General features: G+C 50.2%; 11 protein-coding genes. 9 read left to right on the top strand and 2 right to left on the bottom strand.

Translation table 11 applies throughout. The features are described from left to right. Positions 1–50: 50 nt before the first annotated feature. From ABEB26_RS18120 to def, 9 genes are all read left to right on the top strand, one after another. Entirely contained in the window at positions 51–1,355 is a 1,305-nt protein-coding gene (locus tag ABEB26_RS18120) for an SPFH domain-containing protein (protein WP_345723450.1), read from the top strand. A 25-nt stretch (positions 1,356–1,380) separates the two neighbouring features. Continuing rightward, complete coding sequence (locus ABEB26_RS18115; protein WP_345723449.1) at positions 1,381–2,319, top strand: carbohydrate kinase family protein; 939 nt, start codon at positions 1,381–1,383, stop codon at positions 2,317–2,319. A gap of 37 nt (positions 2,320–2,356) precedes the next feature. After that, a complete protein-coding gene (locus ABEB26_RS18110) occupies positions 2,357–3,595 on the top strand; it encodes a GGDEF domain-containing response regulator (RefSeq protein WP_345723448.1) in 1,239 nt (412 codons plus the stop codon). Beyond that, positions 3,592–7,077, top strand: a complete 3,486-nt coding sequence (locus ABEB26_RS18105; protein WP_345723447.1) for a tetratricopeptide repeat protein — start codon at positions 3,592–3,594, stop codon at positions 7,075–7,077. The genes ABEB26_RS18110 and ABEB26_RS18105 overlap by 4 nt, the downstream gene beginning before the upstream one ends. 412 nt (positions 7,078–7,489) lie before the next feature. Then, entirely contained in the window at positions 7,490–8,677 is a 1,188-nt protein-coding gene (locus tag ABEB26_RS18100) for an acyl-CoA dehydrogenase family protein (RefSeq protein ID WP_345723446.1), read from the top strand. Between the two features lie 118 nt (positions 8,678–8,795). Next, the gene (locus ABEB26_RS18095; RefSeq protein ID WP_345723445.1) at positions 8,796–9,419 is read left to right on the top strand and encodes a class I SAM-dependent methyltransferase; all 624 of its coding nucleotides are present in this window, start codon (positions 8,796–8,798) and stop codon (positions 9,417–9,419) included. A 195-nt stretch (positions 9,420–9,614) separates the two neighbouring features. Beyond that, entirely contained in the window at positions 9,615–12,362 is a 2,748-nt protein-coding gene (locus tag ABEB26_RS18090) for a protein kinase domain-containing protein (protein ID WP_345723443.1), read from the top strand. Next, positions 12,362–12,643, top strand: coding sequence for a hypothetical protein (locus tag ABEB26_RS18085; RefSeq protein ID WP_345723442.1), 282 nt, complete (start codon positions 12,362–12,364; stop codon positions 12,641–12,643). The genes ABEB26_RS18090 and ABEB26_RS18085 overlap by 1 nt, the downstream gene beginning before the upstream one ends. Before the next feature lie 19 nt (positions 12,644–12,662). After that, on the top strand, positions 12,663–13,190 hold the full coding sequence (def, locus tag ABEB26_RS18080) for a peptide deformylase (protein WP_345723441.1): 528 nt from the start codon (positions 12,663–12,665) through the stop codon (positions 13,188–13,190). Here the strand turns inward: def and ABEB26_RS18075 are convergent. Then, positions 13,182–13,529 carry a hypothetical protein gene (locus ABEB26_RS18075; protein ID WP_345723440.1) on the bottom strand — a complete coding sequence of 116 codons (348 nt, stop codon included), beginning with the start codon at positions 13,527–13,529 and terminating at the stop codon, positions 13,182–13,184. The genes def and ABEB26_RS18075 overlap by 9 nt on opposite strands. Before the next feature lie 12 nt (positions 13,530–13,541). Beyond that, positions 13,542–14,150, bottom strand: coding sequence for a CobW family GTP-binding protein (locus tag ABEB26_RS18070; RefSeq protein WP_345723439.1), 609 nt, complete (start codon positions 14,148–14,150; stop codon positions 13,542–13,544). Positions 14,151–14,169: the final 19 nt, after the last annotated feature.

Raw genomic sequence — 14,169 nt, 5'->3', positions numbered from 1 at the left:
TTTTAGAGCCTTGCTGCTGGCTTGCGGCTTAACTGCATGGGAGGCCAACGATGAGCCGTTTATCGCCCTCTGTCCTCGTGATTATCCTGCTGGTAAGCTGTTTATTTATTTATATTGGGCCAGCGCAAAATCAAGCAAATCAGGGTCTGGTTGGGATAATTCTGTTGTTAATTGTCCTAATTGGGCTTTTTTTGGCGTTTAGTGGCGGCTCAGTTGCTCAACGTGAATCAGCACGCAATATGTTAGGAACATTAACTGGCATTACTGCTGTTTCATGTGCGGCCTTGCTTGGCCAACAAGCCTTAAATGGCAATTTGCTGGGTTTGATGTGTGCTCCAGTGCTTTTGGCTGGGGTCTATATGATCTTCTTGGCCATGACCGCGCGAATTGGCCAGCATGTTGAAGAAGGCGAAGTCTTGCTGATTCAACGCCGCATGGATCATCAGCATATTATTCGCCCGCCTGGTTTGCACTCGCCAATTGTGCCCGCCCTCGAAGTTGGCGTAGCCGTGATGCCAACCTACAACATCCAAACTGATGTTGAAATTGAAATGGTTGATACAGCTTCGCTGCATACTGTCGATAAAATTATGGTTGATACCCAATCGCGAATTATTCAGCGCTTCCCTGATGAGGGTGAAAGCATGCCCGTCGAAATGCGCTATGAAGGCTTTTTGAAATTACCTTACAACTATCCCAACCGTGACCATATTTTTAAAGAAATTGCCGATCGGCGTAATATGGACGTGATGCAAGTGCGTATGAGTGCCGATTTTTGGATCGAAGCGATTCAATCACAATTACGCCGCGATGTTGAGGAAGATTTACGCGCCATTATTCACGATAATACCTTTTATAATCCTGAAAAACGCAGTTATGGTAAGCTTGCACCTGCTGATATTTCGGCACGGCGAGCCGAAATTGCTGCCCAATTGAAAAATCGTGTGCAAGAAAAAGTGCAACAATGGGGCATCGAAGTGCTCGATATTGGCATTACCCAAGTTGTGCTTAATCCTGATCGAATTAAGGCCTTCTATCGGGCAATTACCGCTGATCTCGAAATTCAAACAGCCAATCGTTTGTCGGAACAAGAAATTAAGCGCACAATCGCAATGGCCGATGCCGAAGCCTATCAACGCAAGAAATTGGCTGAAACTGATCTGGAAATTCAACGTCAACGCAACGAAATTGAAAATGCTTCCAGTTTGCAGATGCTGCAAGATTGGATGAATACGATCATTGCTGATAATCCTGAAATGAAACCTGATGATTTGAAGCATTTGCTGACCTTGGCGCTTGATGAGCACGAAAAACGTAAAGCCTACCGCGAACACAATCTGATCGAACAAGAATAACCATATAGCGAGGGAGTTATCTGGCATGGAACATTTGGATACAGATTGGCGCGTGGTGGTTATTGGTGGTGCAGGGCTGGATATCAAAGGGCGGTTGCTTGAGCCATTGATTGAAAAAACCTCGAATCCAGGCCGTTTAACAATTAGTGTTGGCGGTGTTGCCCGCAATATTGCTGAAAATTTGGCGCGTTTGGGAGCACAAAGTAGCCTGATTGCTGCGGTGGGCAACGATGAATTTGGGCGCTTAATCATCCAACAAACTGAAGATGCTGGCGTTGATACCGATGCCATGATGATTTTAGAGGATCAACATTCAGCAGCCTATTTGGCGCTGCTCGATCGCAATGGTTTGTTATATACAGCGCTTGATGATAGCCACTGTGCACGAGCATTAACGCCCGATTATATTTACGATAATGTGCAGCTGTTGCGGGCCGCTGATGCAGTGTTTATTGATGCGAACTTGGCGCGGGCAACTGCCGATGTAATCTTGCAAATTTGTGCCGAAGAAGATATTCCGGTGTGCTTCGAGCCGGTTGCCTATGGTTTAGCAGGCCGCTACCGTGATCGTTTACGCGGAATGTACTTGATTACGCCCAACGAGCGCGAAGCCGAAGCATTAACTGGCTTGCCCGTAACTTCGCCTGCCGAGGCAACGGCTGCGGCCAAAGAATTAGTACGGCTTGGCGTGGAAATTGCGATTATCACTTTAGCCCGTGAAGGCCTAGTCTATGCCACTGTCGATGGTCATGGCCATATTCCAACCTTGGTGCGCGATGTAGTCGATGCCACCGGAGCAGGCGATGCCTTGGCCGCCGCCGTCTTATTTGGCCTAATGAATGAGTTGACCTTGGATGAAGCTGTGCGCTTGGGAGCAAGTGCCGCCGCATTAACCGTGGCCTCGCCCGACACCGTGCGCCGCGATTTGAGCCTAGAGAGTTTGTACGCCCAGTTGTTAATCTGAGCCTAGTATTTTTGCTAGGTGCTGCCTTGGGAACAGTATGCCTGAACGTATTCTCGTTGCTGACGATAACGAAGCCCTAAGCCAATTGCTTGAACTGATTTTAGTTGAGCATGGGTATGAGGTTACTCTTGCCAACGATGGCGGCGACCTGTTAGCCAAGGCCCAACTGCAAATTCCCGATTTGATGATTGTTGATATTTTGATGCCCCGCATCGATGGCTATGAGGCGATTCGCCAATTGCGCAACGATACGCGGCTGGCGCATATTCCAATTATTGTGCTGACTGCACGCACTGCGATTGAGGATGTGGTGACTGGCTTTGAATTGGGCGCTGATGATTATATCGTCAAGCCGTTTCAAATGCCCGAACTACTGGCGCGAGTTCGCGCTCAGTTGTTGCGAGCAACCCGCCGCCCCGTGCTCAACCCACTGACTGGCTTGCCTGGCAATATTTTGATCGAAGAGGAAGTTAACCATCGCTTGCGCCAACAACAAGCCTTTGCCTTGTTATACCTCGATTTGGATAATTTCAAAGCCTACAACGATAGCTATGGTTTTGCTCGTGGCGATTTGGTGATCAAGCTGTTGGCCACAATTTTGACGGAAATCAAGGCTGAGTACAACGATGAAGGGCTATTTATTGGCCATATTGGCGGCGATGATTTTGCCCTGATTATGGCATCGGAACATGTCAATGCCCTCTGTGAAGATTTGATTCGGCGCTTTGATCAGCGGATTTTGACCCTGTACGATCCCAATAGCAGCAACAAACCTGTGCCGATCCAGACCCTTTCGGTCGGTGTGGTGCTGCATCGTGAAGATATCCAGCAAACTTATCACGACCTGAGTCGCACCGCCGCCGAGATGAAGCGCGTCGCCAAACAACAAACCGGCAGCGTCTATGTGGTTGATCGGCGCTCGCAAAAACAGACGATAGAGCAAGATCGGCGTAAACGTGGCCCAACAATTGGGGTTATCGCCCAAGATTTTGGCCTTGTCGATCTGCTGAGCGATTTGCTCCAACAACAATCATTATTTGTGATCGAAGCCGATAGCGAAATTATGCCCGATGCCTTGGTGTTGGGCTATCGCGATGTCGTGCCGCATGTGCCCGAACGTTGGCAGAGCTTGCCGCAAATTATGCTAAAACTCAATCAATCAAGCTATGAACAAGGTTTTGCCCAGCTTCAAATCCAGACTGGTTTGAAGCCGACCATTCCTATTCACGAGTATCTATCGTTGGCTTTGCACTTGGTGCGGCTGGAGGCTCGATGATCGGATGGATTTTTGTTATTTTGTTGTGTGGGCTATTTGGCTATAACTTATATCGGACTGGCCGTGTGCAGCGCTTAATTGCGATTCGTCAGCGTCGCCCTGCTGCCCGTGCAACTGGCACAATAGCCCCAACCCTGCGTGCTCGCGATTTGCGCACTCAGCGCTCATGGGCAGTACGCATTCGCGATGAAGTTCAATCGCGCGGCAGCATGGGCCTGGTTATTTTCTTCCTGATTATCTTAATTGCTTTTTTTCTGAGTTTAAATTTATTGGGCCTTTTTGGTAGCCCAGTTGCTGAAACTGTCCACGCTAAGGTAATTCTCTCGCCATTTACCAGCAGCGCAGGCCAACCAGCCCAAGAAGGTTTTGCCGCAGCAACTACCATGGCTGAGGCTTGGCAGGTTCGGGCCAATGATTTGCAATTTGCGGTGCTCAAAACCCCAATTGCCGATGCCCAAAGTGCTTGGAATTTGGCCGATCGGCCCAAGTATGATCTGGTGATTTGGGGCACAATTGTCGCTGGCGGTGATGCCAATAGTGCTAGCATTGAGCCGCAATTGCTCTGGACTCCGCGCCAACCCTTGCCGCATGATCGCTCATTGGGCTTGCGCGAACGCCTGAGTTTACCACTGGTGTATCGTCTGGCCGACCAACCGTTTAATGCCCAAGCTGTGCTCGGCGAAATTTTAGTTGTAATCGATCTCTATCAAATGGGCGAGTACGATCAAGCCATCCAAGCAATTAATAGTTTGCTTGATCGCTATGCTGTGGATGGGCCGTTACGCCCCGATTTGCTCTTGGGGATTCGTGGCTCGATTACCGCGCTGCAAGAGCAATGGAGTCTAGCCGAGGGCGATTTTCGGCGAGCCTTAGAAACTGCCGATAAACCCGAATATTGGAATAACCTTGGGGTTGTGTTGCTGGAGCAAGGCCGTTTTTCCGAGGCAACTCAAGCCTTCAATACAGCTCAAGAACGGCTCAAAGGCACAAATAGCGATCTCACAGCGCTACATCTGAATCGTGGTTTGTTGGCGTTACGTGGGGTTGATCCGGCGGTATCAGTCGGTGAGTTGGCCTTAGCGGTCAAGCTCAATCCCAATGGCATCAGCAATAAATTGGCCTTGGTCGAGGCTCAATTACAAGCCAATCAATTGGCGCAGGCCATCGAAACCATCAATAATCTGAATAGTTATGCTGGCGCTGATCCATTGGTGCAGTTGATGACAGCGCGGGTACAAGTGGCCCAATTGGTCAACAATGGCGATCAGCCGCTATGGGAATTGGAGATTGTGCCGCCGTTGTCGCGCGAAACCCTAACAATTGTGCGCCAACGGCTTGATAGCGCAGTGGTTACGCTTGAAACGATTTCAACTGAGCAACGCCAAATTGCAGCCCGTGATGATGCGGCAGGCTTGCCAGAATCGGGTCGGGTGCACGAAGCTCATTCACGCCAAGCCTTTGAATTGCTGAATCAGGTGCGCTATTGGCAAGTAGTCGCAATGACCGAAGAGGGTATTGCAGCCTCAGTTGAGCAAAAAGGCCGTTTGCGCAGCATGTGGGATGGCATGTTTGGAGATGATCCGCCGCTAGAACTAGCCCAAGATGTCATCGACCCACTTGCCAAAGCCCAAGACCAAAATTATCCAATTTTGATTCAGGCAGGGCGAGTGCATCGGATTTTGGGTGCACCAAAAACGGCCATGGATTACTACACCAAAGCTAGCGAATTAAATGCTAATCGACCTGAGGGCTGGTATGGCTTGGCGGTCACCCGTTTTAATACCGAAGGCCCAAGTCCTGAGCGCAACCAAGCAGTCCGCGATTATTTGCAAAAAACCATTGCTGCTGCCCCAAATTTTACACCTGGCTATATTTTGGCTGCTCGCCTAGAAGTTGGCGATAAACAATGGGCTGCCGCCTTGCCCTATCTGCAATGGATTGTAGCTAATCGCCCTGATAACCTTGGAGCACGGATTACCCTGGGCACAGCGCAACGCGAGCTTGGGGCTTTGGCCGATGCTGAAGTGACGCTTTTGCCTTTAGCCAATGCGAATAACAGCCCAGCTTTGGTTGAATTAGGCAAGGTCTATGCCCAAGCAGGCCAAGATCAATCAGCCGAAGATATGTTCTTGCGGGCTTTGAATGTTGATGGCAGCAATGCTAGTGCCGCTTATGAAATTGGTCGTTTGCGCCAAAACCGTGGTGATTATGCTGGAGCCGAAAAAGCCTATCAAGTTGCAACTGAAATTAATACCAGCTATGTCGAGGCCCATCTCGCTTTAGGTCAATTGTATGCACGCTATCTCGACCAGCCCGATAATGCCGTGGCGGCCTATCAACGAGCAATCGACGCTGGCGGCGAAGATCCGCGCAATTTTGAGGATATGGGCCGCGAATTTTTGGAGATTGGGCGTTATAGCGAGGCCGCCGATGCCTTGGAACAATCGGTGCGGCTCAACCCAAATGTGCCTGAATCACGCCATTATTTGGCCCAAGCCTACCTTGAACAAGGTCGTTTTGAAGCGGCTCGCGAGCAAGAACGGGCAGCGATCGCTCGTGATGCTGATGGTGTGTACATCGAAGCTCAGCTTGGGATTGCCGAGAGTTTTCGGCGCGAACGGCGGTTTGATGAAGCAATTACGGCCTACAACGAAATTTTGGATAACGATTCGACAATTATTCCGGCGTACATCGGCTTAGGCCGCACCGCTGCCGATCGGGGTGAGTGGCAAGTGGCGATTGGCTATTACAATCAAGCGCTCGCCCGTGAACCCAATAGCACCAATGCCCATTTTTGGCTAGGCCAGGCCTTGGTCGAGCAAGGCTTCTACGAGCGGGCGCTTGATGAATTTAATTTGGTGCTGGCGACTGATCCGAATAATGCCGAAGCGCTATTTGGTGCTGGCCGAGCTTATTGCAATATGGCGATCAATAGCTACGCCTATGATCCAACTCAGGCTGCCGAATACGATGCTGAGGCGCGGCGTTTGCTTGATCGAGCCTTGAATTATCGGCCAAATGATGCGCGAGCTTTGTTTGAGCGCGGCAAACTCAACGAGCGCCAAAACCAAATGGCCGCCGCGATTAGCGATTATGGTCGGGCCGCCCAATTAGATACTCAAAATAGCGAAGCATTATATTTGCAAGGCAAGCTCTATCTGAGCCAAAACAACCTACAAGCTGCCGAAGAAGCGCTCGATCAATCAGTACGGCGCAACCAAAATGACCCAACTGCCTTATATTGGCTTGGACGGACTTATCGCGCTCAAAACCGCACCAATGATGCAATTAAATCGTTTGAACGAGCCTTGAGTTTGAATAGTAATTTTCATGAAGCTCGCTATTATCAAGGCCTGACCGCTGAAGAAGCCAACCAAATCGATCTAGCGCGTGAAGCCTATCGCTTGATCAGCCAACAAGCCAGCCCCGACGATCGTTGGCGTTTGCAAGCCGAAGAACGCCTACGCGATTTAGGCCAGTAGTTGATCCACGAAGGACACGAAGAGCACGAAGGACTGAAACCGCGAAGAACACGAAGGCCGCGAAGGTTTGTTTTTTAGCCACGAATTGCACGAATTTCACAAATTGCTCTTCCAATAGCCAATCACCTATAGCCCATGCTCTCTGCGCCTCTGCGTTAAAAGCCTGATCCACGAAGAGCACGAAGAACACGAAGGTTTGTTTTTTTGCCACAGATTACACAGATTTTGTTGATGATCCTATCCATCACCTGATCCCTGATCCCTAGCCCCTTACCCCTACTATTTTTTGCCTTCTGACTTTTGATTTCATCCCTCATAATTCATCCTTCATCCTTTCCAAAAGTGTGGTATAGTGAATAACGCAGTGCGTCATCCTCGATCCGACGCAAGATCATATAAGGAGAATCCATCAATGACGATGCAAGAGCACACCGCCGACCCCGCCTTGGACTTCTACCAATTTGATTTGCTGTTAACGCCTGAAGAGCGTGAAGTACGTGATCGGGTGCGTGGCTTTATGCAGCGTGAAGTTAAGCCAATCATCAACGAATATTGGGAGAAGGGCGAATTTCCGTTCGAGTTAATTCCCAAGTTGGCTGAACTCAAGGTCTGTGGCGGCACAATTCAGGGTTATGGCTGCCCAGGCTTATCGAGCGTGGCAACTGGCTTGGTTGCAGCCGAAATGGCCAAAGTTGATGGCTCAGTTTGTACCTTTTTTGGCGTAACCAGTGGCTTGGCGATGTCAAGTATCTATTATTGTGGCTCGGAAGCCCAAAAAGAATATTGGTTGCCCAAATTGGCTTCGATGGAAAAAATTGGGGCGTTTGCCCTGACCGAGCCAGATAACGGCTCAGATGCCTCGCATATTCAAACCACTGCGCGGCTAGATGGCGACCACTATGTGCTCAACGGCCAAAAACGTTGGATTGGCAACGCCTCGTTTGCCGATGTGATTATTGTTTGGGCACGCGATGAAGCCACCAACCAAGTAACAGGCTTCTTGGTCGAAAAAGGTACTCCAGGCTTTGAAGCGACCGTGATGCATGGCAAAATCGCCAAACGTGCCCTTTGGAATGCTGAAATCAAGCTTGAAAATTGTCGCATTCCGACCAGCAATCGCCTCGAAAAAGCGCGATCGTTCAAAGATACGGCGGTAGTATTGGCCAACACCCGCTTTGGCGTAGCATGGGAAGGTGTGGGCCATGCTCAGGCTGCCTATGAAATGGCCTTGCGCTATAGCCAAGAACGCAAACAGTTTGGCAAGCCAATCGCGGGCTATCAATTAATTCAAGAAAAATTAGTCAAGATGCTAGCAGAAGTGGTGGCGATGGAATTAACTACCTGGCGCTTGAGCGTGCTGCGTGACCAAGGCTTGATGACCGATGGTCAATCGTCGCTGGCCAAAATGAACAATTCGGCCAAAGCTCGCCAAATTGTGGCGCTAGGCCGCGAAATTTTTGGTGGCAACGGCTTGTTACTCGAAAACCATATCGCCCGCCATTTTGCCGATATGGAAGCAGTGTATACCTACGAAGGCAGCAACGAAATCAATACCCTCGTGGTTGGCCGCGAAATTACCGGTGTACCAGCCTTCGTCTAAATTACAATTACATTCCAAGTTTCCGATCGCAGGCCGTTTGGTCTGCGATTAGGTTTTAAGGCTGATGTTGTAAACCACCGACGCTGCTATGCTCAAGGCTTGATACAGGAGCAAAGCAATGTCAATTCAACAAGCGTATAACCAATGGGCCAGCAGCTACGATAGCGATCGCAACCGCACCCGCGACCTTGATCAACAGGTGATGCAGCAGCTTTTGCAAGGCCAGCAGTATCAAGCAATCTTGGAGTTGGGCTGTGGTACTGGCAAAAATACCCAGTTTTTCAGCACAATTGGCGCAGCAGTTGTGGGGCTAGATTTTTCAAGCGGCATGTTGGAGCAAGCACGCAGCAAAATTAATGCGCAGCATGTGCAATTTCAGCAAGCCGATTTAACCAAAACATGGCCGGTTGCCAAGGCTTATTTCGATTTAGTGGTAACCAATTTGGTACTTGAGCACTTGGCTGATCTCGATCACTTTTTTGCCCGAGCCAGCCAAGCGCTCACGCCCAATGGTCAATTATTGATCTCCGAACTGCATCCATTTCGCCAATATCAAGGCTCGCAGGCGCGTTTTCAAGTCCAGCACGGCCAAATTGAGGTTCCAGCGTTTACCCATCATATTAGCGATTTTGTGCGGGCTGCCGCCAAACAAGGCTTACAACTCAGCCAATTGCACGAATATTGGCATACTGATGATGCTAATCAACCGCCACGTTTGCTAACGCTAAGTTGGCACAAATAAGCGAACGCTGGCAGAGATTGTGCTAGCAATCACCATTTAATTGCAGCGCTTGCAACATCACTATTAGCAATCACGTAGAAGCGCCAACCTACTCTCAGCAGAATCTCAGCTTGCCAAGCCAGCTCAACTATTCACAAAAGCTCTGAGATCGTCTAGACTGAGCCGACACAATGAGTTATTGTGAGGTCTTTTTATATGCAAGATCCCCAGTTGATTGGGCGTATGCTTAATCATTTCAAAATTGTCGATAAACTTGGCCAAGGTGGCATGGCCATGGTTTATCGGGCTTACCAAGAAAACCTGAATCGCACGGTGGCACTCAAATTGTTGCCTCCCGAGATGACATTTGATCAAAGTTATATTGCGCGGTTTCAGCAAGAGGCGCGGGCCGCCGCAGGGCTTGAACATAGCCATATTGTGCCAATCTATGAAGTTGGTCAAGCCGAAGGCTTTTACTACATCGTCATGAAATATATTGAGGGCAACACTCTCAAGGAAAATATTGAGCAAGAAGCCCCGATGTCAGTTCAGCGGGTGCTGGAGTTGCTTGAGCCAGTTGGCAAGGCGCTCGATTATGCTCATCGCAAGGGTGTCATTCACCGTGATATCAAGCCCTCAAATGTGATGCTCACGCCGGAAGGCTGGGTTTACTTGACCGACTTTGGCTTGGCTCGCGGTGGCAGCAGCGACTCGGGCTTAACCCAAGTTGGCACGGTGATGGGCACGCCGGAATATATGTCGCCCGAGCAGGCGCAAGGCTTGACAGTCGGCGCAGCCAGCGATCTCTATGCCTTAGCAGTGATGGCCTACGAAATGCTGACCAAGCAGATGCCGTTTGTCGCCAATAATGCCCAGGCTGTGCTGTTAGCACGGGTGATTCGTGCGCCACGCGCTCCCAGCGATCTGATCCCGACCATGCCATCGGCGGTCGAAGATGTCTTGATGAAGGCTTTGGCTCGCACGCCCGAAGCACGTTATCCAACGGCGGCGGCTTTTTTCGAGGCCTTGCGTCAAGCAAGTAATGGTGCGCGGCCAAATGTCCCTGCGACCACGCCGTTTGCCCAAAATCAGCCAGCCCAATATGTGCCAACACCACCGAGTAGCCCACAGGTCTATCCACCAACGCCATTGAGCAATCAGCAGGCGGTTGCGCCGCATTACCCACCAACGCCGCTGAGCAATCAACAGCCAGTTGCGCCGTACCCGCCAACGCCAGTCAGCAATCAACAGGTACTGCCGAATTATCCACCGACCAATCCCAGCAATCAACAAGTGGTGATCCATAGCCAATCGCCCTATGATGGCTATGTGGCGGCCAATACTCAAGCCACTCGGCCTGCAATCATGCCAAATGCTGCTCAGCCGTCGCAATATGGTCAACAACCAATTAGCCAACCCAGCCCAGTCGCCTATACCGGTGCTACCTCAGTGCTGCGTAACAAACAAAAATTAACGATCTGGATTGGTACAGGAGTTTTGCTGTTAGTTGCAGTTGTCGTCGGGATTATTTTAGCGACGGGCAGTGATGCTGAAGATATTATTGCCCAAGGCGATGCCGCCTTTGAACGCCGTGGCGGCTTGATCGAAGCAATCAATCTCTACAAAGAAGCGACCGCTGCTGATGACGAGAGCTTCGAGGCCCACGAAAAACTAGCGATTACCTACCTGATGCGGGGACAAACCCCTGATGCCGATCAAGCAATTCGCCAAGCAATTGCGATCGATGCCGACCAAGCCAGTGCTCATGCCTGGCTCAGTCAAGTGCATTCCGATAATCGCAAATTCAACGAATCCTTGGCTGAAGCCGAGGAAGCTGTGCGCTTGGATGCAAATCATCCTTTAGCCTATATGGCGCGGGCTACTGCGCGGGCAGATGTTGGTAATGAGCAAGGCGATAGCGAGTTGTTAGCCGACGCTTTGGCTGATGCCAATAAAGCGATTGAGCTTGCAACCAATCGTTCGCGCTTTGAGCAAGCTATGGCCTACAGCGCCAAAGGCTATGTCCAATGGGTCACCTATCAAGATCAAACCAGCCGCGACGCTGGCGCTGGCAAAGAATTTGTGGTCGATGGCATTGATAATTTCAATCGGGCGATTGGTTTACAAGAACAATTGCCATTGCTGCGTAATAATATTGGCTATTTTTATGCCGAACAAGCGCGGGTTGCCCTGCATCTTGGCGAAGATGAAACCGCAGCTCAGCGTTTTGAAAAAGCGTATCAATCATTCGACGATGCCTTAGCGCTTGACTCAAATTATGGCTTGGCCTTCGCAGGCAAGGGCTGGACCCAAATTTACGAACGTAAATATGAAGAGGCCCAGCAGTTTTTTGATTTGGCGCTTGAGCGTAACTCGCGTGACCCGAATGCCTTGAATGGACGAGCGCTGACTAACTGGTGGCTGGGCCGCAACAACTCCAGCGATCCGCAAAGCGATTATGCCGCAGCGATTCGCGATTACGAAGCAGCGATTGCTGAAGCTCCATCGTGGCTGTCGGTTTATGTCGATTTGGGCTACGTCTATCTCTACGATACTAAAGATACCGATAAAGCCATCGCAACCTTTAAAAAGGCCTTGGAACGTGACCCTGAATACCCCAATGCGCTTGCTGGCTTAGCCGATACCTACTACGACACGCGCTACTATGATGAAGCGTTGAAGCTCTACGAACAAACGATTAATCTGCAACCAGATTATGCTACGGCCTACCTCGGCAAAGCCAATATCTTGTACAATAACAAAGATTACGATGCAGCGATTAATCAATATAGTACAGCGATCGATTATAATCCCTCGTTGAAGAATGCCTATATCGGCAAGGCCTACTGCTTCCAAGCCCTAGGCGATATCGAAAGCGCTCGCCAGGTTTTACAAAATGGGTTAGAATCAGTGGCCTATGTTGATCAATCCGAATTGCAAACTATTTTGGATGACATGAAATAATGCGACCAATTATTCTGGCACTTCCAGCAGTCTTTATGTGCTGCGGCATCATCTGGATGGCCGCAGCCACCACCTTTTTATCCAACAAAACAGGCCGAGTGACCGACCTACGCCGTTTGTTTGGCCGGATGAGCATCATCGTTGGAGTGGTCATTTTGCTTTGGGCGGGCGTAGTCATCGCGATTGATATTGTCGAAATCGCCTATCCTTTGGTGTTTGCCGTGGTTGGGGGCTTATTGCTGTTTCAAGGCTGGGCGTTTAGCCGTTTCAAACTTTTTTAACCAAATCAAGGAGCCTGCTATGGCGGTTGTACCACTGATCGAGCTTGGAAATCCGTTGTTACGCCAGCCAGCAACTCCATTTGCCGACCCAACCAGCCCCGAAGTGGCACGAATTTTAAACGATATGCGCGATACCTTGGCCGATATGCGCCAACGAATTGGCTATGGCCGAGGTATTGCCGCACCGCAAATTGGCGTGCTCAAACGCTTGATTTTGATTGATACCCCCGACACCAATTTAGTGCTGGTCAACCCGCGTTTTGAGCGCTGGAGCCGCGAGGAAGATGAGCGCTATGAATCGTGTTTTAGCTTTCCTGGTATTTGGGGCTTGGTGCAACGCCCACTTGGAGTAACCGTGGTCGCCTATACCTTGGCAGGTGAGGAGCAACGCATCGAAGCGAGTGGCAGCCTAGCTCGCATCATCCAACATGAAATGGATCATCTTGATGGCTTTGTTTGGCTTGATCGTGGCCCCGATTTGCACAGCCTTTGCACCACCCAAGAATACGAAAAACGCTATATTAGCCGCGAACGCGAATCACATTAATGCTATGAGCATGGTTTGGGCTGCTTGAGCCGCCAGTTGCGCATGGCGATCGTCTATGCCATAGACCGCAATGTAGATCGTAACCTCGGCCTTGGTCATAGAATCCAAGGGTTTGGGTGGGTTGCTCCACGAATTATGCCCATTGGCCTCAGTTCGCGAAACATAACAGACTTGATCGCCCGTATCCAACAGCAATTTGCAATGGCCCAACCACTCAGGCGCAGCGGTGCAAATGCACTCATCAGCAGCTTGCAAGGCCGCTTCAAATACTGCTTGAATTGCTGTTGTCGGCGAAATTTCAAGTTGAGCAACAAGCGTTGCCGCGCCAATTTCTAGCATGCTGGTGCTCCTCTAGCGCAGTGGCTCACTAAATGCCCGTAACATCAAGGTTGTAGCCGCCGGATCATCAGCGGTAAACGGAATCACTGGCACATCAGGGCGCAAACTGCGAATCTCGGCGGCGACATGCTCAAGTACGCTTGGCTCAACTAAATCGCTTTTGGGCAGCACAATCACATCAGCAATATTAATTTGGCCGCGCAATAATTGACCTAAGCCATAACTATCGTGCCACATTTTGCCAAAGCGCACCGGATCGACCAAGGCAATAAAGCGCCAATTGATCTGGCTAATCATTGGGTGTTGCAAACTGGCTTTGAGCAATTCGGGCTTGGCGATGCCGCTAGCTTCCAGCAGCAGCCAATCTGGCTCATAATGTTCGCTTAAGCGCTGCACCGTAATTTGCAAGGGCAAGGCCAAATCGCAACAAACACAGCCAGCCCGTAACTCGCGCACGGTCATACCCTGCGATTGCAAATAGCGTCCATCGATACCAACGCTGCCACGCTCGTTTTCGATAATCGCCACATATTCGCCACGGTCGGCCAAGGCATTGGCAACCGCCAATAGCAAGGTCGTCTTGCCAGTTCCCAAAAATCCGGTTAATACTGCCGCTCGCATTGCCAAGCCCTCCGATTAA

It is taken from the genome of Herpetosiphon gulosus (assembly GCF_039545135.1).
Classification (GTDB): domain Bacteria; phylum Chloroflexota; class Chloroflexia; order Chloroflexales; family Herpetosiphonaceae; genus Herpetosiphon; species Herpetosiphon gulosus.
Note: the sequence above shows the minus strand (reverse complement) of the source record. Positions and strands in the feature narration are given on the sequence as shown.